This window comes from Pseudonocardia benzenivorans CB1190 (genome assembly GCF_000196675.2).
GTDB classification, from domain to species: domain Bacteria; phylum Actinomycetota; class Actinomycetes; order Mycobacteriales; family Pseudonocardiaceae; genus Pseudonocardia; species Pseudonocardia benzenivorans.
In genome coordinates this window covers 297,126-318,193 of record NC_015312.1, presented here as the reverse complement: position 1 = coordinate 318,193, position 21,068 = coordinate 297,126, and the positions used below count along the sequence as shown (strand labels likewise).

Sequence of the window (21,068 nt, the reverse complement as noted above, 5' to 3'; positions counted from 1 at the left end):
ACTCCTCCTCGATCGACGAGGAGGTACGTACCCGTTCCGTCACGGCTCACACGAACGAGTGACAGGTCACTGCATCGCGGGCAGCGGCGCCTCGCCGGTTGCGCGGTCCTCCCGACGGTGCCGCCCGCCGTCCGCGAGCATCGGCCGCCCGCGGACCTCCAGCGCCGCGACGACCGGCCGCGGCACGGCGAAGCCGGTGCGCCGCTCCAGCTCCGCGAGCCGCTGCGCGACGCGCCGGTAGGCGGTCCGCCGCTCCTCCTCGAACGGCGACTCCCGGGCCGTCGTCAGGAGCCGCAGGGCCTGGCCGAGCAACGCCCGCTCACCCGGCCGGAACCGGGCCCACCGCGCCCGTTCCGCCGCGTCCTGCGCCGCGGTCCACGCCCGTTCCGCCGCGCCCGCGGCCCGGACGAACTCGGCCGCCGCGGCCGGGCCCGGCCACGACTCGGTGCGCAGCGCGGTCGCCTCGGCGAAGGCGTCGACGAAGCGTGCCGTCGCGGGCCACGAGACGTCGCAGAGCGCGGGCCTGGTGAGCACCTCGCCCGGGTCGCACTCGAACGCGGCGTACGCACGAGCCGTCTCGTCGTACCGGGCGACGGCCGCATCCCAGCGGGCCCGGCCGTCGTCACGCGCCCGCGCTGCCGAGAACCAGGAGACCAGGGACCTGACCAGCAGATACACCAGCGTGGCGAGGAGCACCGTCGCGACGAGCGCCGCCGGCCCGAGCAACCAGTGCAGGTCGAGCCCCGTCCAGTCCGGCAGGCCCCCGCCGCGCCCCTCATGTATCCAGGGCGGCCCACCATGGCCGTGCCCGTGGCCACCGACTCCCCCATCCGGCATGCGCACCTCACCTCGCCCGCGTGGCCGTTCATGACACCACGGGACGAGGCTCGTGCTCCATGATTCTCAGCGTTCCCACATCGGCGCCCGTACGAGGAACAGTTCTCCGACCGTTGCGATCTCGACCTTCGCGCCCATGCGGGAGATGTCGTCGTCATCGCGTGCGGACCGGACCCGCGGGGGTCCGGTGCAGAGCCGTTCGTCGCGTCGTTCCCGTCGCTACGGACCCGCTGACGTGGGAGATCAGCTGGCCCGGACGCGGTAGGCGCGTCCGGTTTCGCCGATATGCGTCTGGTGACGGTCCTACGCTCGGTTCGTGTCTCGTCTGCTGCTGGTGGACACCGTCCGCCGACGCGGCCCCGCTGCAGAAGTGGGGTTCTCCCCCTCGGAACGGGGGCGCACTCGATCGTCGCGAGGCCTCCGCGACGGCAGAGTTCTCCTCAACACGGAAACACCCCCCACAGCACGAACCCCACCGCACGAACCCGGCGCACGAACCCCACCGAGACGAGGCCCGAAATGTTCAAGTCCCACTGCAGCACCAGCAAGCACCACAACGACGACTACGGCAAGCACTGCGACGACAACTGGTCCGACAAGCACCACAACTGGGACGACAAGTACTCGCACTGCTGGGACAACGGCCGCTACGACGACGACTACTGCGACAAGTCCTCCTACAGCGACTCCCACTGCCACGACTCCTACGACAAGGGCTGCCACGACAACTACGACCACTCCTCGTCCTACGGCAGCCACCACGCCTACAACTGACCTCCCACGACGAGCGCCCCGGACCCACGCAGGGTCCGGGGCGCTCGTCCGTCGGGGGGCGGGCCCCGTCGCGCAGACGTCGGGGAGGCGTCAGTCGAACGGGCCGTCGAGCAGGCCGCTCGCCGGGCCCACGAGCCAGTTGAACGACGGGGCCGGGACCTCGGACTCGGTACCGTCGGCGCCGGTCGGGCCGTTGCCGTTCGCCGCGTCGACGAACGAGTCGGCGGCTGCTCCGCCCGTCGCGCCGACGGCGCTGAGGGCCTGGGACGCGTCGCTCGGGGGCTGCTCGTCGGCGAATGCGGTGCCGGCGGGCAGTACCACGCCGCCGAGCGCCAGCGCGGCGATGATCACCTTCTTCACGGGGTGCCTCACATGTTCTCCGCGCCGGCCTTGATGGCCTCGCGGATGCGGTTGTAGGTGCCGCAACGGCAGATGTTGCGGATCTCCTCGATGGCGTCGTCGTCGACGTCTCGGCCCTCGGCCTTGCACTGGTTGACCTTGGCGACCGCCGCCATGATCTGGCCCGGCTGGCAGTACCCGCACTGGGGGACGTCGCGGTCGATCCAGGCCTCCTGCATCGGGTGCAGCGTGTCCCCGTCGGCGAGACCCTCGATCGTCGTGACCTCGTCGTCGGCCGAGATCGCGCCGACCGGCACCGAGCAGGGGTTGAAGGCCTTGCCGTTGATGTGGCTGGTACAGGCCTTGCAGACGTTGATCCCGCAGCCGTACTTCGGCCCGGTCACCCCGAGGATGTCGCGGATGACCCAGAGCAGCCGGACGTCGTCCTCGACGTCGACCGTGACGCGCTCGCCGTTGAGCGTGAAGGTGTGCGTGGACATGGCGCTCCCGGTCGGGTCAGTAGGTGTGGTCGAGGCCGTCGGTCGGCGACTCGGGGATCGGCGGGACCGTCGGCTTGGGCTCGAACGGGAACGGGTCCTTGTGGTTGATCGGGAAGTACTCCGGCACCGTCCCGGTCGCCCGCGCGTAGGCGTTCGCGATCGCGCCGCACGTGGCCGCCAGCCCGAACTCACCCGCGCCGCCGGGCTCGTCGGCCTCGGAGTCCAGGATGATGATGTCGAGGTCCGGCGGGGTGTTCCACTGCCGCGTGTAGAAGTAGTTGTCCCAGCTGGCCTCGACGAAGTGTCCGTCGTCGAGGTGCAGGCTGGAGGTGAGGATCAGCGCGAGGGCGTCGTTGATGCCGCCCATCATCTGCGCCTCGAGGCCCTTGGGGTTGATCACGAGACCGACGTCGACGGCGAAGGTCACCTTCGTGACGCGAGGCCCGGTCACGCCCTCGCGGATCGGCCGGTTCACCGTGTCGGGCCGGCAGTCGATCTCGACGAGCGCGGCCGTCACGCCCTTGTACTCGGTGTGGATGCCGAGCCCCTGCGCCGTGCCCTTCGGCATCGACCGGCCCCACCGGCCCTTCTTGGCGACGGCGTCGAGCGCCGCCCGAAGCCGGTCGGTCTTGAGGAAGCCGCGCCGGAACTCGTAGGGGTCCTTGCCCATCGCGTCGGCGATCTGGTCGACCATGACCTCGCGGGCGGTGGCCACGTTGGGCGAGTAGATGTTGCGCATGGAGGTCGTGTTGAACCGCATGTCGACCTCGTTGAGGAACCGCGTCGACACCCCGAACTCGTACGGCGTCACCTGCGTGAGCTCGAAGATGCTCTCCGAGAGCGTCAGGTTCCCCAGCGGGGCCTTGACCGCGGCGGCCGACACGGGTTCGCCCAGACCGGGGTTGATCTGCGTCGCGACGCTCGTGTGCCGCTGCTCGTAGCTGACCACCGAGTCGCCGTTGATCTGCGCCCGGACCCGGCCCGTCGACATCGGGTGCACGCGGCCCTGGCGGGAGTCGTCGGCGCGGGTCCACATGAGCTTCACGGGCTTGCCGAACGCCTTGGAGCACTCGGCCGCCTCGAGCGCGGCGTCGTAGAACAGCTTGCGGCCGAACGACCCGCCGCCCTGCGTCACGTGCATCGTCACGGCGCCGACCGGCAGCCCGCAGATCTTGGCGACGTCACCCTGCGCGGCGATCGGGTTCTTCATCGGACCCCAGAGCTCGGCCCGGTCCTTGCGGACGTCGGCGATGCAGCAGTTCGTCTCCAGCGAGCTGCTGCTCGCGAAGTAGAACGTGAAGGAGCGGTCGATAGTCCGGCCGACGCCGGCCGGCACGGCCATCGGCAGCTCCGCCGCCTTGACCCGCTTCAGTACCGAGTCGTCGTTCTCGCCCGCGACGGTCCCCCGCTTCCAGCTCACCTTCAGCGCGTTGACGGCGTCGATGGCCTGGCCGAAGGTGCGTGCCCGGACGGCGACGCCCGTCGACACCGGCTCGACGTCGGTGACGCCCGGCATCGAGCGGACGTCGTCGATGTTGTCGACATCGCCGGGCGTGCCGTTGAGGTCCGGCGCGCGGCAGATGACGGTCGGGAGCGCGTCGGGGATCTGCAGGTCGGTAGCGAAGACCTTCCGTCCGGTGACGATGTCGCGCGCGTCGGTCTTGTTCTGCGCCTTGCCGATGACCGTGAACGACTCGCGTGCCTTGAGGACCACCTCGACCTGCTGCGTCGTCGAGCTGGCGGCCTTCTCGGCGAGCGCCGAGAACGGGATCGACCGGCCGCCGGAGCCGAGGACCAGCCCCTTGCGCGCGGTGACGGTCCGAACGTCCTGCGCGAGCAGCTGGGCGCCGGCCTCCAGGAGCCGGCCCTTGGCCAGCGCCGCCGCGACCCGGATCGGCGTGTACGTCGTGAAGGTGGTGCTGGACCCGCCGGTGATCTGGTTGAACAGCAGCTCGGGACGGGCGTCGGCCAGGGTGACCTGCACCTGGTCGACGTCGAGGTCCATCTCCTCCGCGATGATCATCTGGGTCGACGTGATGATGCCCTGCCCGTTGTCCGAGCGGGGCAGCGCGAAGGAGACGGTGCCGTCCTTGTTGACCTCGACGCGGATCAGGTTCGCGGTCGGGCGTGCGGCGTCGCGGAGGGCGTCGAGGAGGTCGTAGGCCTCCGGCGTCTGCGGCGGGGAGGGGATCGTCGCGAACGCCTCGGAGGCACCGAACACCTGCTCCCTGGCGAGCTCGGCGGCGACGACGAGCGTGGGGGCGGCGATCAGGTAGCCGAGGAACTTCCGCCGTCCGACCGACCGGTGCAGTCCGGTCTCCTTGGGCGGTGACGCGAGTCTGTGGTGGGCCATGCGTGTCCTCTGCTCTGGGGACGACCCGGTCGAGGGGGGGTGACCGGGTACGAGCCCGACAACGAGGACGGGATTCGACGGTGACGTGACGGATCGCCACCGAAATGTTGGTTACTCAGCGGTACACACAGCACATCCGCGGGTCAGGCCCTACGTTTGCATCCGCAAGATGTCTCGGCCAGAGGACAACCGCGGGCCCAAGTCCACCCGACCGAGTGAGCTGTGAGCGGATCAGCGGCGGAACGAACCGGCCCGGTGCGTCTCCGGGATGCGGGACGTGCCGAAGAGCTTCTCGCGGAACGTGCCCGGCGTGTACTCGGTCTTGTACCGGCCGCGCTCCTGCAGGACCGGGACGACCATGTCGATGAAGTTCTCGTAGGTCTCGTGCGCCACGATGCGCGCGATGTTGAAGCCGTCGAGGTCGGTCTCGTCCATCCAGCGGATGAGCTCGTCGGCGATCTGGGTGGGGCTGCCGATCAGCGCCATGTTGGTGCCGCACAGGGCCTTCTCCTCGAGGACCTGGCGGACCGTCCACTTGTTGCCGCGGGTGAACATCTCCAGCGCGGAGCGGTTGGAGTCGTTCTCCTCGTACTCGATCGGCTTGTCGACGGGGTACTCCGACAGGTCGATGCCCATGAGGCCCGACATCGTCGAGATCAGGCCCTCGAACGACGAGTACTTCAGGTAGTCGTTGTAGCGGGCGCGGGCGAGCTCCTCGGTCTCGTCGACGAACACCGAGACGCCGGCGAAGAACTTGACCGAGTCGCGCGGGCGGCCGGTGGCCTCCAGCTCCTTGGTCACCACGGCGATCTTGTCGCGGACGATGTCGATCGTCGTGCCGTTGAGGTAGATGCCCTCGGCGTGGGTGGCGGCGAACTGCCGGCCGCGCGTCGAGCCACCGGCCTGGAACAGCACGGGCGTGCGCTGCGGCGACGGCTCGACGGCGTGGATGGCGCTGAAGCGGTGGAACTCTCCGTCGAAGTCGATGCGGCGGATCCTCGACGGGTCGGCGTAGACGCGGGTGGCCTTGTCCTTGGGCAGCGAGCCCTCGCCCCAGGACTCCTCCCACAGCCGGTAGACGCCGTCGCAGAACTCGTCGGCCATGTCGTAGCGGCGATCGTGCGGGATCAATCCGTCGAGACCCATCGCGCGGGCGCCGCTGCCCAGGTAGCTGGTGACGATGTTCCAGCCCAGCCGGCCCTCGAGCAGGTGGTCGAGCGTGGAGAGCCGGCGCGCGAACTGGTACGGGCGCTCGTAGGTGGCACTGCCCGTCATGGTGAAGCAGAGGTTCTCGGTGACGGCGGCCATGCCGGGGAGCAGGACAGCGGGGTCGACGCTCGGGGCCTGCGAGCCGTTGCGCAGCGCGCCGTCGGCGTTGCCGCGGTAGACGTCGGGCATGCCGTAGACGTCGGCGATGAAGAGGTTGTCGAACAGGCCGCGCTCCAACAGCTGCGCGTACTCGGCCCAGTACCGGATCGACGTGTAGTCGACCGCCTTGTCGCGCGGGTGGGCCCACAGCCCGAACGACTGGAAGCTCGGGTTGCCCTGCTCGAGCGCGTTGAAGCGGATCTCCTTGGCGCGGCCTGCGGACACGCCTCCTCCTTCTCCGGCCGCGTCGTCGTCGGCCCCTCGATCGTCCTGTTCGATTCGCCACAATCACGAGTCGCTGAGTGAGCGTAACAACCATCAAGTGAGAATTGGAAGCCGCCGAACCCTGGACGTGACCGACGGCCCGGGGGAATGATCGGGCCGGTACCCGCCGGACGGATCGAGGACGACCGCCATGTTCGTGTGCCTGCTGACGTACCACCGCGAGATCGACCGGGACGGCCCGCTGTTCGCGGCCCACAAGTCCTTCGTGCAGGAGAACGTCGACGCGCACCGGTTCCTGTTCTCCGGTCCGCGCATCGGCGCGCCCGGTGGCGTGATCGTGGCCCACGGACAGGACGAGGCCGCTGCCCGCACGATCTTCGACGGCGACCCGTTCGTCGTCGACGGCACCGCCACCTACGAGCTGGTCCAGTTCACGGCCGGTCTCGCAGACCCGGCGCTGAACCTGGAGGTGCCGGCGTGAGCCGCAGCGACGTCCTGCTGGTGTGCAGCCAGTTCGGTTGCACGCTGGACTTCTTCGATGCCTCGACACTCGAGAAGCTCGAGACGGTCGAGGGCCTCGTCGCCCAGCCGCACGAGATGGCCTTCGACGCCGGCCGCCGACTCGCCTATCTCGCCCACACCTACCGGGCCGGCGCGTACAACGAGGGCAAGCCGAAGGCGCACGAGATCTCGGTGATCGACGTCGACGCACGCAAGGTCGTCGACATCATCGACATCAGCCCGTACGAGGCGCCACACGACGTCGAGTTCGACCCGGCGGCCGACCTCATCTACACCGGCGTCGAGACCGGTGACGGCGGCAACGGCATCGTCGTGCTCGACGCCGCGAGCCGGCAGGTCGTCGCCAACATCCCGCTGCAGGCCCGCAACGCGCACTGGATGGCGATCACGCCGGACGGGTCGAAGGCCTATGTGGCGCACAAGGAAGCGCCGGTCATCTCGGTCGCCGACCTCCGGGAACGTCGGCAGCTCACCGAGATCGCCTCGCCCGGCGGCGCGGAGGAGATCGACTGCTCCCCCGACGGCCGGTTCGCGTTCGTCGCCACGCCGATGATGAGCCTGGTCATCAACGTCTCGCAGGGCCAGCTCAACAAGGCCGCCCCGCCGCCCGGCACCCCGACCCCGCGGCTGCTGAAGATCGACACCGCGACCGACGAGGTCGTCGGCCGGCTCGACTTCGACGAGTACGTGTCCGCGCTGCGGGTGGCGCCGGACGGGCGCGTCGTCGTCACCGAGTTCCTGTTCCCCTCCCCCGACAGCCCGCCGGGGCCGGTCAGCGGCCGGGTCAACGTCGTCGATCCGGACTCGATGACACTGCTCGCGGCGGTCGAGGTCGACGAGCTGCCGTTCACCACGCGGTTCTCCGCCGACGGGAACACGGCGTTCGTCGCCAACCTCAAGACCGGCTCGGTGAGCGTCGTCGACCTGACGACGTACGAGGTCGTCGCGACGCTCGACAACAACATCGGGCCGGGCTTCGGCGGGACGCACGGTATGGCGCTCGTGCCCGCAAAGGCAGAATGACGTGGGCCTTCTCGACCGCACCGACCTCGTCGCCAGCTACTTCACGCTGACCGGCGAACACATGAGCAAGCCACCGCGACACTCGTTGCGCGACAGGGTCCGCGCCGCCGAGGCGGCCGGTTTCACCGGTCTCGCGCTCGCGCCCGCCGAGGTGGTCGCGGCGGGGATCGACGCCGTCGTCGCCGCCCTCGGCGGTTTCCCCGCGCCGGAGATCGAGCCGCTCAAGGGCTGGGACTCCGGCGGCCGTGACGACGAGGAGGCCGTCTTCGCGCTGGCCGACGCACTCGGCTGCCGCCAGGTGACGACGATCCAGCTCGCCGCTGTGGAAGAACCCCGGCTCGCGGAGCGCTTCGCCGGCATGTGCGCGCGGGCCGCCGAGCACGGGCTGACCGTCGGCTTCGAGCCGCGCGCCAACTCGCCGGTGTCGACACCCGCGGCCGCCGCCGCCCTGATCACGGCGTCGGGTGCGTCGAACGCCGGGATCGTGCTCGACGCCTACCACGTGCACCGAGCGGGCGTCGGCCCGGAAGACCTCGAGCCCTACGCCCACCTGGTGGTGTCGGTGCAGCTCAACGACATGCTCGCCACGCCACGGCCCGATCCGGTCGAGGACGCTCTGGAGTTCCGCCTCACTCCCGGGGACGGGGTGATCGACCTGCACAGCTGGCTGATCGAGCTCGACCGCCTGGGCATCGACGCGCCGCTCGCGGTGGAGGTGCTGTCGCGCGACCACAACGCGCTGCCGCTCTCCGAGGCGGCCGGCCGGGCCGCCGCGGGTGGGCGGGCCGCACTCGCCGGTTAGGACGGCTCCCGCACCCACGGCTCGATCCGGCGCGCCGCCTCCTCGAGGTCGGGCAGGATCTTCTCGACGACCTCGGTCGGCATCCGCGTCGTCGGGCCGGAGAGGGTCACGGCCGCGACGATCCGCCCACTTACCCGGACCGGCGCCGCGACCCCGGTGACGCCGGAGATCAGCCCGTCGGCCTGCACGGCCCAGCCGTTCTCGGCGGCCTCGCGCAGCCGGCCCAACAGCTCGACCCGCGACGAGGTCGCCCGCGCCCGGTCGATCAGCGCGGTCTGCTCGGCGGCGGACAGCTCGGCCATGAGGACGTGCCCGGTGGCGGTGCCCACCAGTGGGATCGCGTCGCCGACCGGCACGACCCGGCGTAGCTCGTGGCGGCTGTCGACCGACGCGATGCACACGCGGGTGTCGTCACGACGAACGTGCAGCGACGCCGTCTCGCCCGTCCGGTCGCGCAGCTCGGCGAGCACCCGGTGGATCGTGGCCATCGCGTCGCCGCCCTCCCGGGCGTCGCGGACCAGCTTGAACATGCGCGACCCGAGCAGATACGAGCCGTCGTCCAGACGGTCGAGCATCTGCTCCTCGGCGAGATCACGCATGATCCGCGAGACCGTCGAGATGGAGAGCTCGGTCCCGGCGCTGACCCGGGCCGCGGTGGCGGGCCCGCGGGATGCGGCGACGGCCTCGAGGATCGCGACCACCCGCTGCATCGAGCGCACCGCCACTCCCCTTCCGATCACGTGCGAGCCTACTGGCCGACCTGGCCTTGACTGACGTCCGACTCGTTCCTACCGTATTTCCATCTGGCAAGCGTAGTTCTCATCCAGTGAGCGTGGGAACTAGGAGCGGGGGATTCGTGGCAGGACGCGCACTGGACGGCGTGACGGTCGTCGACCTGACCCAGATCGTCAGCGGCGCCGTGACGAGCATGATGCTCGCCGACTTCGGCGCCGAGGTGATCAAGGTCGAGCCGATCGGAGGGGAGACCTACCGAAGGGCCGGCTACGAGCTCCATGGCCCCGGCGGCTCCACCAACCTCAACATCCTGCGGTTCACCCGCGGGAAGAAGAGCATCGAGCTGGACCTCAAGTCCGAGCGCGGCAAGAAGATCCTCGCCGAGCTGATCAGCCAGGCCGACGTGCTCGTGGAGAACTTCCGGCCGGGCGTCCTCGCCCGGCTCGGGTTCCCGTGGGAGCGGCTGCAGGAGCTCAATCCGCGACTCGTCTACACGTCGATCAGCGGCTTCGGACACGACGACGTTCTTCCGAGCCCGTACCGGGACCGGCCGGCCTACGCGATCATCGCCGAGGCGATGGCCGGGCTCACCCATCTCGCGGGTGAGAAGGACCGTCCACCGGCCTGGATGGGCTTCGCCATGTCGGACATCTTCTCCGGGACCTGCGCGTTCGCCGGCACGCTCGTCGCGCTGCGCGACCGCGACCGCACCGGCGAGGGCACTCGTGTCGACATCGGGATGTTCGACGCCTCCCTGCTCATGAACGATCTGCCGATGGCCTACCAGGAGCACCTCGGTGAGTCGATGGGTCGTGGCCAGTACGCGCTGCAGTCGCCGTGGGGGCCGTTCGCCACCAGCGACGGATACGTGATCATCGCCGTGCTCAATCCGCGCGAGTGGGCGGCGCTGTGCGCGTGCATCGACCGTCCCGACCTCGTCGACCATCCCGATCTGGTCACCGGGCACATGCGTTCCAAGGCACACGAGTCGATCGTGCGGCCCGCGATCGAGGGATGGACGAGTGTGCGCACGCGCTCCCAGGCCGTCGCGGAGCTGCAGGCCGCGAAGGTGCCCTCGGCCCCGGTGAACACCACGGAGGACCTGCTCGACGACCCGCAGGTCCTCGCTCGCCAGATGCGCCAGGAGACCACGAACCGCGACCTCGGCGTCGTGCGCACGATCGGCAACCCGATCAAGGTGGCCAGCTCGCTCGTCGGCCAGGAGCCCGCCTCGCTGCCCGCGCTCGGGGAGCACACCGACGAGATCATGCGCAGCCGCCTCGGCCTCGACGACACCGAGATCGCCGCGCTCCGCGAGTCGAAGGTGGTCGGCTGATGCCGTTCGCGCACGCCGCCGACCCCCGCGTCACACCCGTCGACGATCCCGAGCCCGAGGTCGCCGAGATGCTCGCCAAGACGATGGGCGACGACCGCGGCGTCCCGCTGGCGATCTTCCGGACGATGGCCCGGCACCCACGATTGATGAAGCGGTTCAACGTCCTCGGCGGCTTCTTCCTCACCCGCGGCGAGCTGCCCGCCCGCGAGCGCGAACTCGTCGTCCTGCGCACGGCGTGGCGGTGCGGCTGCGTCTACGAGTGGGCGCAGCACGTCCTGATCGGCGGGAAGTCGGGCCTGACCGAGAAGGAGATCGAGCGCGTCGCGACCGAGTCGGACGAGTGGTCGCCGCGCGACCTGACGCTCCTCCGCGCCGCCGACGAGGTCCTCGACGCCGTCGATGTCTCCGACGCCACCTGGGCCGCGCTCGGCCACGACTGGACCGACGTGCAACGCGTCGAGCTGGTCGTGCTCGTCGGGTTCTACCGGATGGCCGCCGGGTTCCTCAACGCCACCGGCGTCGTCAAGGACGCCGACCTGCCCGACTGGCCCCACTCACAGGGGTCGACCTGAGGCCACGCCCCCGACAAGGAGAAACAGCAGTGAGCCTGCGCGAGGTCGCCATGACCGGCATCGCCACCACCCCGTTCGGCAAGCACCTTGACCGCACCCTCGGCTCGCTCGCCGCCGAGGCCGTCACGGCGGCGCTCGACGACGCCGGTCTGACGCCGGGCGACGTCGGGTCCGCCGTGTTCTCCAACGCAGCCGCCGGTGTGCTGTCGGGGCAGGAGATGATCCGTGGACAGGTCGCGCTCAAGGGCACCGGGCTCGAAGGCATCCCGATCCTGAACACCGAGAACGCCTGCGCCTCCGGCAGCTCCGCGGCCCACCTGGCCTGGCTGTCCGTCGCGTCCGGGCAGGTCGACGTCGCGATCGCCGTCGGCGCCGAAAAGCTGTTCCACGCCGACAAGCAGCGCTCCTTCGCCGCGATCGAGTCCGGCACCGACCTCTCCCTGAACCGCGACGGCGAGGACGTCGAGGGCGGCTCCGTGATGATGGGCGCCTACGCCGCCGCCGCGCGGGCCTACGCCGCCGCCCACGGCGACATCACCGAGGCACTCGCCGCGATCGCCGTCAAGAACCGCGGGTTCGCCGCCGACAACCCGCACGCCCAGTTCCGCGCCCCGATCACACGCGACGACGTCGAGGCCAGCCGGCCCGTGGCCGACCCGCTGAAGCTGCTCACCTGCTCCCCGCTGACCGACGGCGCCGCCGCCCTCGTGTTCACCGCCGCCCGCCCCGGCGACCGGGTCCGCGTCGCGGTGTCGACGCTGGTCAGCTACCGCGAGGGCGACTCCGTCGTCGAGCGGGCGTCGGCGCAGGCCTACCGGCGCAGCGGACTCGCGCCGTCGGAGATCGACGTCTTCCAGCTGCACGACGCCTGCGCCTACGCGGAGATGGTCCAGTACGAGCAGATCGGGATCGCCGAGCCCGGCAAGGGTGCCGCCGCCGTGCTGGAAGGCCGGACCGGGCGCGACGGCGACGCGCCCGTCAACACCGACGGCGGGCTGCTCAGCCGCGGCCACGCCCTCGGTGCGACGGGCCTCGCGCAGCTCGCCGAGCTCGGCCGCCAGGTCCGCGGCGAGGCCGGTCCACGGCAGGTCGAGGGCGTCCGGCACGCCCTGTCGGTCAACTCCGGTGGCTGGATGGGCGGGGACTACGCGACGTCCGTCGCGACCCTCCTCGTCGCGGCGTGAGCACCCGCTCGGGCTGAACCGGCCCGTGGGTGGCGTTACCGGACGTGGCCGGTAACGCCACCCACCGCGGGCACGGCTTCGATCGCCGTGGCGGCGCCGGGGATGGGGGTGACGGCGACGACGTCGAACCCGGCCGACCCCAGCAGGGCCCGCCACTGGCCCTCGGTCCGCTCCGGGGCGGCGTGCGCGACCAGCATGTTCATGTCGGCGCGGGCGAGCAGCCGGTGCTCGGGGACCGCGCGCATGCGGTCGGGCATCAGCCGCTCGACGAGAAGCAGCCGCGCTCCCGGACCGATGGCCCGGCGCACCACGGCGAGGATCTCCGCGGCGCGGTCGTCATCCCAGTCGTGCAGGACGCTCTTGAGGACGTACAGGTCGGCTCCTGTGGGGACCTCCTCGAAGAAGCTCCCGCTCACGATCTCGCAGCGGTCGCGGACGCCCATGCCGTCGAGGTGCCCCGCCGCGGCGTCGACGGCGTGCGGGAGGTCGAACAGGATTCCGGTGCTTCCCGGGTGCGCGCGAAGGATCGTGCCGAGCAGCTCGCCGTAGCCGCCCCCGATGTCGGCGACGCGGCGGTAGCGGCCGAAGTCGTGACCCGCGACGACGGCCCGCGCCGACAGCCGGGTCAGCTCGGCCATGGCCGAGTTGAACGTGGCGGCGCGGCGTGGGTCGTCGCGCAACGGTGCGAAGCCGCCCGCACCGTGGGCGATCTCGCGTCCGCTGCGCCCGGTGCGGACCGCCTCGGGCATCAGGCCCCACTCGTCCCAGACGTCGCGACCCTGGTAGATGGCCCACGACCGGACGGTGCCGTCGACGTCGGCGCGCAACAGCCCGCCCATCGGTGTGAGGGCGAACCCGCCCTCGCCGTCCTCGGTGAGGACGTCGATCGTCACCAGGGCGCGGAGCAGCCGGTGCAGGGAGGGGGCGTGGGCCCCGGTCGCCTCGGCCACGTCGGCCGCCGTCCGCGGCCCGTCGGCGAGCAGGTCCGGCACCCCCAGCTCGGCCGCGGCGCGCAACGCCTGCGGCATCCACGCGCTGTTGACGATCTCGAGGAGCCGTGCGGCGTCGGCTCGGCTGTCGGACACGGTTTCGGACACACTCCACCTCCGGTGCGCGTCGACGCCGCGACGATCCTCGGCAACAGGGCGATCCGGACGCAAGTCCTGGCGCGCGCTGGTGCCGCCGACCCGCCGGGCGCCGGCGGCACCGTCTTCACCCGGACGCACGTAGATAAATGCGTTCCGGATATTCCCGGGAAGATCCGGCAACATCAATTGTGGAGCGACCGGAGGATGGCGGCCAAAGGACCTGACTATCCGTGCACGGATTCCTGTCGTTGGCTGCACGGGGACCCACCGTTCTGCGCAGCAGTCCTCTCACCTGCAGATATGGCAGTCACTTTCGACCGTTTCATCCCTTTGGCGAAGTCTCGGGCTCGATCGGCTCCGCATTGTGGGTGGCCCCGCTCACTGTTATCGTTTTCCCGGCCACATTCACCGGGTCAACGCGCAACGCAATTCGGTCGAGCCGCCGAGCGCACACGTTCCGACCCCGACCCACGGCATTTCCGGACGAAGACCCGGGGAAATGCTCACCGGGCCCCGTTCCGTACAACGACGTCACGGACGAGGAGATCACAGTGCGTGTCCGCAGGAGAACGAGGACGGTCGCGCTCGCCGCGGCGGCCGTCGCGACGGCGCTGGCGCTCGCCGCGTGCGGCAGCTCCCCGACCGCCGAGAAGGCACCCGGCAACGCCGGGCTCGACGTGTCGCACCCGACCGGCGGGGACAAGGAGACCGAGGGCACGCCGACGCCGGGCGGCACGCTGGTCGTCGGGATGTACACCGAGGCGCGGTCGTTCGACCCGACGATCGGCTCCAACCTGATCGCGTCGGCCGTCTACGACTCGCTGCTGCGGATGGACGCGGCGGGCAACCCACAGCCGTTCCTCGCGGAGTCGATGACCACACCGGACCAGGGCACGACCTGGGTGCTGAAGCTGCGACCGAACGTCACGTTCCAGGACGGGACGCCGTTCAACTCGCAGGCGGTGATCTTCAACGTCAACCGGCAGCTCACCAATCCCGCCGCGCTCGGCCACCTCTACACCGAGCCCATCGCGTCGATGGACCCGACCGACGACCTGACGGTGACCTTCCACCTGAAGCGGCCCGTCGGCTCCTTCCCGGTCGACTTCGCACTGCCGTTCTCCTCGGGCAACCTCGGCACGATCGCGTCACCGACGGCGATCCAGAAGGAGGGCGCGAACTACGGGCGCAACCCCGTCGGCGCCGGCCCGCTCCAGTTCGTCGACTGGATCCCGAACAACAAGATCGACGTCAAGCGGTTCCCGAACTACTGGCAGAAGGGCAAGCCGTACCTCGACGCGATCCAGTTCCGGCCGCTGTCGGACACCGACACCCGCTACGCCTCCGTCGTCAACGGCGACATCGACCTCGACATCGGCGGCTTCTTCCAGGAGGTCCAGCGGTCGTCGGCCGACCCGAACCTGCGCACCTACTACGGCCCGGGCGGCGACGGCGAGTTCTTCTACCTCAACATGCACAAGGCGCCGTTCGACGACCCGCGGATGCGGCAGGCCGTGGCGATGGCCATCGACCCGAAGGCGCTCAACGCCACGCAGTACGGCAACGTCGGCTCGCTGGCGACGACGGCGTTCGCGCCCGGCGACCCCAACTACAGCGCCAAGGCCGCCGACGCCTATCCGAAGTACGACCCGGACAAGGCCAAACAGCTCGTCGCCGACTACAAGGCGAGCGGCGGCGACCCCTCGGTGGAGATCGAGGAGGGCACGTCGGCGGTCAACATCCAGTACGGCCAGTTCATGCAGGCCCAGCTGGCGGCCGTCGGCATCGACGCGACGGTCCACACCGACGACATCTCGACACTGATCACCACCGTCGTGCAGGGCGGGCAGTTCCAGATGGTCCAGTGGATCAGCGGACCGTACGAGAACCCGTACCCGTTCATGTTCAACCAGTTCCACACGGGCGGTATCAACAACTACGGGAAGTACTCGAACCCGAAGGTCGACGCGCTGCTCGACGACGCCGTCGGCACGTCCGACCCGGCCGAGCGGGCGAGCGACTACCAGCAGGCGCAGGAGCTGATCAACGCCGACCTGCCCGTGCTGTGGATGGCCCGCGCCGCGAAGGCGGCCATCGCCCGGCCGAACGTGAAGGGAGTCGAGCGCTACCTGTCGAGCGAGCTCTGGTTCGCCGATACGTGGAAGAGCAGCTGACATCCGGCTCGACGAGCGATGACCCCGTGCGGCCCGTGCCCGCGCGGGGTCATCGCACGTCCCGGGGTCGTCAGCGCGGTGACGCCGCGACCCGGACCCGCCGGCTCTGGCCGTCGGACAGGAACCCGGCGACCGCCCCGGCCTCCTCGGCGACGGCCGCCCGGTCGGCGCGGGTGAAGCGGCGCAACGGGTTCACGACGACCGTCGACGCCTCGACGGCCCAGGTCGCCGCGACCCGGCCATCGACCAGGACGACACGCTGCCCCGCGACCGAGAGCCCGCGGTGCGCGTCGTCGACGATCCGGCTGCGGTCGTCGTAGCCGAGGATCGCGTTGTCGAAGGCCGGCAGGAACCGCACGGGGGCCGGGGTGTCGGGATCGGGCCGCGGCGCGTCGGGGAGGTCGAGCAGCTCGCGGCCGCGCTCGTCGTGGAAGGAGACCAGCTCGGCGCGGACGGCCGCGACGGCGGCGGGCAGCCCGGCCAGACCGCACCAGGCCCGCAGGTCGGCCGACGCCGCGGGCCCGTAGGCCGCGAGGTACCGACGGACGAGCCGCTCCCCGACGGGGTCGGTCCCCTCAGGTGCGGGCGGGTCCGGCTCCCGGCCCAGCCACGTGGCGAGCGGGAGGTGCCGCACGCCCGCGGACTCGCGCCAGAGACCGCGCGGGGGCAGCTGCACCATCGGGACCAGCACCGACGCGACGGCCTCGCCCAGGACGCGCGGGCCGGGCCCTGGCCGGCGTCGCGCGAGCGCGCTGCCGATCTCCGACTGCGTCCGCGGCCGCCCGTCGGCGGTCAGCTCCCGGCCGGCCGCGGCGAGCTCGTCGAGGTCGATGCCCTCGAGCTCGCGCCGGTATGCCCCGAGCATCCGTTGGCGCAGCATCGCGTCGTGGCGCGCCCGCCAGCCCAGCGCGTCCTCGGCGGTGACGAGATGGATGGTGCGGCGCATCAGCGTCGTCCGCACGACGCGCCGGTCCAGGAGCAGCCGGGACAACGTCGCGGGGTCGAAGGCACGCACCCGCGACCACAGCCCGATGTAGGGCTCCTGCGGCTCCTGCGCCTGCAGGCCGCCGAGGTGCGCGACGGCGTCGAGGACCGGCATGTCGGCGCGGTCGAGCAGGAGCTGGCGGGCGAGCGCGGCGCGGTTGAGCGCGCGTGAGGACAGCCTGCCGCCGGAGTCGATCGTGGTCACGACGCGCGCCGCCCGACGGGCGAGAAGGGACGACCCGGCATGATCCGACCGTATCGCCCGGGGCCGACGCGATCATCGGAACCGGGACTCGGCGCGCGCGACGGGCGGTCGTACGTTTGACAAGTCGCCACCCGGTGACCGACGGTGATCGGATGCAGGTCACCACGATGTGGCGCTATCCCGTGAAGTCGATGCTCGGCGAGCAGGTCACGGAGGCGCGGCTGGACGAGGCGGGCGTGTCCCGCGACCGCAGGGTTGCCGTCATCGATCAGGACACCGGCCTCGTCGCCACTGCCAAGCACCCGCGGCTGTGGCGGCACCTGCTGAAGTACACGGCGTCGGTCCGCGGGGACGGCGTCGTGATCACCTCGCCGTCCGGGTGGGCGCTCGACGCGACGGCCGCCGGGGTCGACGAGAAGCTCTCCGCCGAGCTGGGACGCGTGGTACGCGTCGCGACCGAGCGCCCCGACGGCGCGACCGTGGAACGTCCGGACCCGGAGGACGTCCTCGCCGAGGGCGTCGAGGCGGCCGTGCACGCGGAGACGCTGGAGATCGGGCAGGGCTCCCCCGCGGCGACGTTCGTCGACTACGCGCCGGTGCACCTCATCTCCAGCGCGACGCTCGACGAGATCGGCGTCGAGCACGTCCGGTACCGGCCCAACCTCGTGCTGCAGACCCCGCCTGGGACGCCGCCGTTCGTCGAGAACTCCTGGCTCGGCCGCGAGCTGCGGATCGGCGACGACGTCGTCCTGCGGCTGGTGCTACCGACGCCCCGCTGCTCGGTGCCGACCCTCGAACACGGCGACCTCGGCCGGTCCCCGCAGGCGGTGCGCGCCCTGCTCGCGGCCAACCGCGTCGACGTCCCCGGGTTCGGGACGCTGCCGTGCGCCGGCTGCTACGCCGAGGTGGTCCGGGGCGGCACGATCCGCGTCGGCGACGAGGCCACCCTGGGCTGACCTCCACCGCGGCCCGCCGGGGCCTCAGCGCCGCAGGGCCGTCTCGCGGTCCATGTGCGACAGCTTCTCCGGGTTGCGCACGGCGTAGAGGCCGGTGACGCGGCCGTCGTCGATACGCACCGCGACGACGCTGTCGAGCTCACCATCGAGCCGCACCACCAGCGCGGGACGGCCGTTGGCCTGCACGGGCTCCATCGTGATGCCCCCGGCCACCCGGGCGAGCCCGCCGATGAGCAGCCTGGCCACCTTGTCGGCGCCGACGATCGGCCGCGGCACGGCCTGCTTGATCCCGCCCCCGTCGCCGAGCAGGACGACGTCCGGGGCGAGGAGGTCGAGCAGCCCCTGGAGGTCGCCGGTCTCGACGGCCCGCCGGAACGCCTCGAGTGCGTCACGGGTCTCCGCCTCGGAGACCACGCTGCGGGGGCGCCGCGCCGCCACGTGGGCCCGCGCCCGGTGGGCGATCTGGCGGGTCGTCGCCGGGGTCCTCCCGACGGCGTCGGCGATCTCGTCGTACTCCAGCCCGAACACCTCGCGGAGCACGAACACCGCGCGCTCGGTGGGGGCGAGCGTCTCCAGGACGAGCAGCATCGCCATCGAGACGCTCTCGGCCAGCTCGACGTCCTCGGCGACGTCGGGGGCGGTGAGCAGCGGCTCCGGCAGCCACGGCCCGACGTAGGACTCCTTGCGACGGCCCATGGTGCGCAGGCGGTTCAGGGCCTGCCGGGTCGTGACCCGCACGAGGTAGGCCCGCTGGTCGTGCACGGTCGCGAGGTCGACCTCGACCCAGCGCAACCACGTCTCCTGCAGGACGTCCTCGGCGTCGGCGGCCGACCCGAGCATCTCGTAGGCGACGGTGAACAGCAGGTTGCGATGCGCGACGAATGCGGCGGTCGCAGCGTCGGGCTCCACGTGGCTCCCCCTCCGGTCGGAGTGGACTGTCGCCCAGGAGACACCGGACCCCACCCTGGTGTGACGTGACGCGTGTCACCCCCGGCACCTGTCACGCGGGCGGCCCGGCCGGCATCTGGTGTGCGTCAGGAACGACAACGAGAGAGGCCACACCATGGAACCCCGGATCGATCTCTTCGCCGACCGGACCGCCGCCGCGTTCGGCAAGCGCTTCGCCAACGCCTCGCTGGTGATCGCCAACTCCTCGCTGCCGAAGTCGACCCAGGAGCTGGTGTCGTTGCGCGCCAGCCAGATCAACGGCTGCGGCTTCTGCACCGACATGCACACCAAGGACGCCGCGGCCGCCGGCGAGACCGCCCAGCGGCTGCACCTGGTCGCCGCGTGGCGCGAGGCGACGGTGTTCGACGACGCCGAGCGTGCCGCGCTGGCCTTCGCCGAGGAGGGCACCCGGCTCGCCGACGCCCACACGGGCGTCTCCGACGACACATGGGCCCTGGTGCGCAAGCACTACGACGACGAGCAGGCCGCGGCGCTGGTCTGCCTCGTCGCGCTGATCAACGCCGCGAACCGGATCAACGTCATCGCCCGCACCCCCGCGGGGTCCTACGAACCCGGGATGTTCGCGGCGATGGCGGGCTGACCCGGGCGGATCGGGTCCGCCGCCGCGGCCTGCGGCAGCGGACCCGACCGCCCCGCGGTGCCTCAGGCGGCCGGCGCACCGAACCAGGTGGGCAGGTGGTCATCGAGGTCCCGTTGGTCGTCGCCCACCCAGACCACGTGGCCGTCGGGGCGCAGCAGCACGGCCGGCACGTCGAGCTCCTCGCTCCCGTCGACGACGTGGTCCACGCGACCGGCCCACCCGTCGACGGAGAGCGCGCCGGTCCCGTCGAGCAGCAGGCCCCGGCCCGCCCGGGTCAGCTTGTAGAGCCGCCCGCGCTTCAGCTGCAGGTCGCGCAGGCGTCGGCCCAGCAGATCGTGCCCCTCCCCGACGGCGTATCGGACGTCGAGCGCGGTGATCTTCTCGGTCAGGTACCGGTTGACCTCCTCGAACCGCATCAGCTCCTCGACGAGCCTGCGCACCGCCCGCGCGCCGGGCTCGGTGGACATCAGCTCCATCTGCGCCCGGGTGTTGTCCAGCACGGCGGCCGCGACCGGGTGCCGCTCGGACTCGTAGGTGTCCAGCAGCCCGTCGGGCGCCCAGCCCGCGACCGCGGCGGCGAGCTTCCAGCCCAGGTTGAACGCGTCCTGCAGGCCCATGTTGAGCCCCTGACCGCCGGTCGGCGGGTGGGTGTGCGCGGCGTCGCCCGCCAGCAACACGCGGCCGTCGCGGTAGTGCTCCGCCTGCCGGGTCCCGTTGCCGAAGCGCGAGAGCCAGCGCGGCGAGTGCACCCCGAAGTCGGTACCGGCGACGGCCCGCAGCTGCGCGCGGAAGTCGTCCATCGTCGGCGGCACCGAGCGGTCCGCCGCCATTTCGCCCGCCGGCACGACGACGCGGTACACCCCGTCGTGGACCGGGCCGAGGCCGAACCGCAGCTGCGTCCTGCGCACCTGCGTCACGACCTCGACCACCTCCTCCGGCGGCACGCCGACCTCCATCTCGCCCAGCAGCGTCTCGACGGTGCTCGGCTGCCCCGGGAACGCGACGCCGAGCAGCGCGCGCACCGTGCTGCGGCCGCCGTCGCACCCGACGAGCCAGCGCGCCCGCTCCCGTGTCCCGTCGGAGAGCTCGACGGTCACCCCCTCGTCGTCCTGGCTCAGCCCGACGACCGCCACGCCGCGCCGGATCTCGGCCCCGGCCCCGGCGGCGTGCTCGGCCAGCAACCGGTCGGTCGTCGGCTGCGGGATGCCGAGGACGTAGCCGTGCGCGGTGTCCAGCTGCGGCGGCTCCGGCGCCGGGATCGCGGCGAAGAAGCCGGTGAGCGGGTAGGTCGTGCCGTGCTCCAGGAACACCTCCAGCAGCCCGCGCTGGTCCATGATCTCGATACTGCGCACGTGCAGGCCCAGCGACCGCACCATCAGCGGCGGCTGCGGCTCCTTCTCCACGACGAGCACGCGCACCCCGTGCAGCCTCAGCTCACCCGCCAGCATCATCCCGGTCGGCCCGCCGCCCGCGACGATCACGTCGATCACGAATCCCCCGTTCCGCGACGCCGGGTATGGCTGCTGATCAGCGCATATCCCG

Annotated in this window: 20 protein-coding genes; 10 read left to right on the top strand and 10 right to left on the bottom strand. The window is 71.4% G+C overall.

All coding sequences use genetic code 11. The annotated features are described in order from the left end of the window. Positions 1-66: 66 nt before the first annotated feature. Entirely contained in the window at positions 67-837 is a 771-nt protein-coding gene (locus tag PSED_RS01420; protein WP_013672488.1) for a hypothetical protein, read from the bottom strand. 519 nt (positions 838-1,356) lie between these two features. Between PSED_RS01420 and PSED_RS01415 the strand changes: the two genes are divergently transcribed. Then, positions 1,357-1,611: a hypothetical protein gene (locus tag PSED_RS01415; RefSeq protein ID WP_013672487.1), complete on the top strand. Its 255-nt coding sequence runs from the start codon at positions 1,357-1,359 to the stop codon at positions 1,609-1,611. 90 nt (positions 1,612-1,701) lie between these two features. On the opposite strand, the gene PSED_RS01410 is transcribed toward PSED_RS01415, so the two are convergent. The 4 genes from PSED_RS01410 to PSED_RS01395 form a co-directional block, all read right to left on the bottom strand. Further along, positions 1,702-1,983, bottom strand: a complete 282-nt coding sequence (locus PSED_RS01410) for a hypothetical protein (RefSeq protein ID WP_143770320.1) — start codon at positions 1,981-1,983, stop codon at positions 1,702-1,704. Then, complete coding sequence (locus tag PSED_RS01405) at positions 1,980-2,450, bottom strand: (2Fe-2S)-binding protein (RefSeq protein WP_013672485.1); 471 nt, start codon at positions 2,448-2,450, stop codon at positions 1,980-1,982. The genes PSED_RS01410 and PSED_RS01405 overlap by 4 nt, the downstream gene beginning before the upstream one ends. Positions 2,451-2,466: 16 nt before the next feature. Then, positions 2,467-4,803, bottom strand: a complete 2,337-nt coding sequence (locus PSED_RS01400; RefSeq protein WP_013672484.1) for a molybdopterin cofactor-binding domain-containing protein — start codon at positions 4,801-4,803, stop codon at positions 2,467-2,469. Between the two features lie 231 nt (positions 4,804-5,034). Continuing rightward, complete coding sequence (locus PSED_RS01395; protein WP_013672483.1) at positions 5,035-6,396, bottom strand: LLM class flavin-dependent oxidoreductase; 1,362 nt, start codon at positions 6,394-6,396, stop codon at positions 5,035-5,037. A gap of 190 nt (positions 6,397-6,586) precedes the next feature. On the opposite strand from PSED_RS01395, the gene PSED_RS01390 reads away from it, so the two are divergent. Genes PSED_RS01390 through PSED_RS01380 form a run of 3 tightly spaced genes read left to right on the top strand, consistent with a single transcriptional unit; the run spans position 6,587 to position 8,743 of the window. Further along, on the top strand, positions 6,587-6,877 hold the full coding sequence (locus PSED_RS01390; RefSeq protein ID WP_013672482.1) for a YciI family protein: 291 nt from the start codon (positions 6,587-6,589) through the stop codon (positions 6,875-6,877). Next, positions 6,874-7,941 (top strand): YncE family protein, encoded by a 1,068-nt coding sequence (locus PSED_RS01385; RefSeq protein ID WP_013672481.1) that lies wholly within the window; start codon positions 6,874-6,876, stop codon positions 7,939-7,941. The genes PSED_RS01390 and PSED_RS01385 overlap by 4 nt, the downstream gene beginning before the upstream one ends. 1 nt (position 7,942) lies before the next feature. Then, on the top strand, positions 7,943-8,743 hold the full coding sequence (locus PSED_RS01380) for a sugar phosphate isomerase/epimerase family protein (protein WP_013672480.1): 801 nt from the start codon (positions 7,943-7,945) through the stop codon (positions 8,741-8,743). On the opposite strand, the gene PSED_RS01375 is transcribed toward PSED_RS01380, so the two are convergent. After that, positions 8,740-9,453: an IclR family transcriptional regulator gene (locus tag PSED_RS01375; protein WP_143770318.1), complete on the bottom strand. Its 714-nt coding sequence runs from the start codon at positions 9,451-9,453 to the stop codon at positions 8,740-8,742. The genes PSED_RS01380 and PSED_RS01375 overlap by 4 nt on opposite strands. Positions 9,454-9,599: 146 nt before the next feature. On the opposite strand from PSED_RS01375, the gene PSED_RS01370 reads away from it, so the two are divergent. From PSED_RS01370 to PSED_RS01360, 3 genes are read left to right on the top strand one after another with little or no spacing between them, the layout of a single operon-like run. Further along, positions 9,600-10,814, top strand: coding sequence for a CaiB/BaiF CoA transferase family protein (locus tag PSED_RS01370; protein ID WP_013672478.1), 1,215 nt, complete (start codon positions 9,600-9,602; stop codon positions 10,812-10,814). Next, a complete protein-coding gene (locus PSED_RS01365; protein ID WP_013672477.1) occupies positions 10,814-11,386 on the top strand; it encodes a carboxymuconolactone decarboxylase family protein in 573 nt (190 codons plus the stop codon). Before PSED_RS01370 ends, PSED_RS01365 begins: the two co-directional genes overlap by 1 nt. A 29-nt stretch (positions 11,387-11,415) precedes the next feature. Next, positions 11,416-12,570, top strand: a complete 1,155-nt coding sequence (locus PSED_RS01360) for a thiolase family protein (protein WP_013672476.1) — start codon at positions 11,416-11,418, stop codon at positions 12,568-12,570. Positions 12,571-12,605: 35 nt separating this feature from the next. Here PSED_RS01360 and PSED_RS01355 read toward each other — a convergent pair whose 3' ends face one another. Next, entirely contained in the window at positions 12,606-13,667 is a 1,062-nt protein-coding gene (locus PSED_RS01355) for a methyltransferase (protein WP_013672475.1), read from the bottom strand. A gap of 542 nt (positions 13,668-14,209) precedes the next feature. Here PSED_RS01355 and PSED_RS01350 point away from each other — a divergent pair. Next, positions 14,210-15,832 carry an ABC transporter substrate-binding protein gene (locus tag PSED_RS01350; RefSeq protein ID WP_013672474.1) on the top strand — a complete coding sequence of 541 codons (1,623 nt, stop codon included), beginning with the start codon at positions 14,210-14,212 and terminating at the stop codon, positions 15,830-15,832. A gap of 70 nt (positions 15,833-15,902) precedes the next feature. Here the strand turns inward: PSED_RS01350 and PSED_RS01345 are convergent, their stop codons facing one another. Beyond that, on the bottom strand, positions 15,903-17,021 hold the full coding sequence (locus tag PSED_RS01345) for a winged helix DNA-binding domain-containing protein (protein ID WP_013672473.1): 1,119 nt from the start codon (positions 17,019-17,021) through the stop codon (positions 15,903-15,905). Positions 17,022-17,173: 152 nt separating this feature from the next. On the opposite strand from PSED_RS01345, the gene PSED_RS01340 reads away from it, so the two are divergent. Continuing rightward, on the top strand, positions 17,174-17,977 hold the full coding sequence (locus PSED_RS01340) for an MOSC domain-containing protein (RefSeq protein ID WP_173400030.1): 804 nt from the start codon (positions 17,174-17,176) through the stop codon (positions 17,975-17,977). A 24-nt stretch (positions 17,978-18,001) separates the two neighbouring features. Here PSED_RS01340 and PSED_RS01335 read toward each other — a convergent pair whose 3' ends face one another. After that, the gene (locus PSED_RS01335; RefSeq protein WP_013672471.1) at positions 18,002-18,940 is read right to left on the bottom strand and encodes an RNA polymerase sigma-70 factor; all 939 of its coding nucleotides are present in this window, start codon (positions 18,938-18,940) and stop codon (positions 18,002-18,004) included. Positions 18,941-19,040: 100 nt separating this feature from the next. Between PSED_RS01335 and PSED_RS01330 the strand changes: the two genes are divergently transcribed. Next, entirely contained in the window at positions 19,041-19,526 is a 486-nt protein-coding gene (locus PSED_RS01330) for a carboxymuconolactone decarboxylase family protein (protein WP_013672470.1), read from the top strand. 62 nt (positions 19,527-19,588) lie between these two features. Here PSED_RS01330 and rox read toward each other — a convergent pair whose 3' ends face one another. Continuing rightward, positions 19,589-21,016, bottom strand: a complete 1,428-nt coding sequence (rox, locus tag PSED_RS01325; protein WP_013672469.1) for a rifampin monooxygenase — start codon at positions 21,014-21,016, stop codon at positions 19,589-19,591. Between the last annotated feature and the right edge of the window lie 52 nt (positions 21,017-21,068).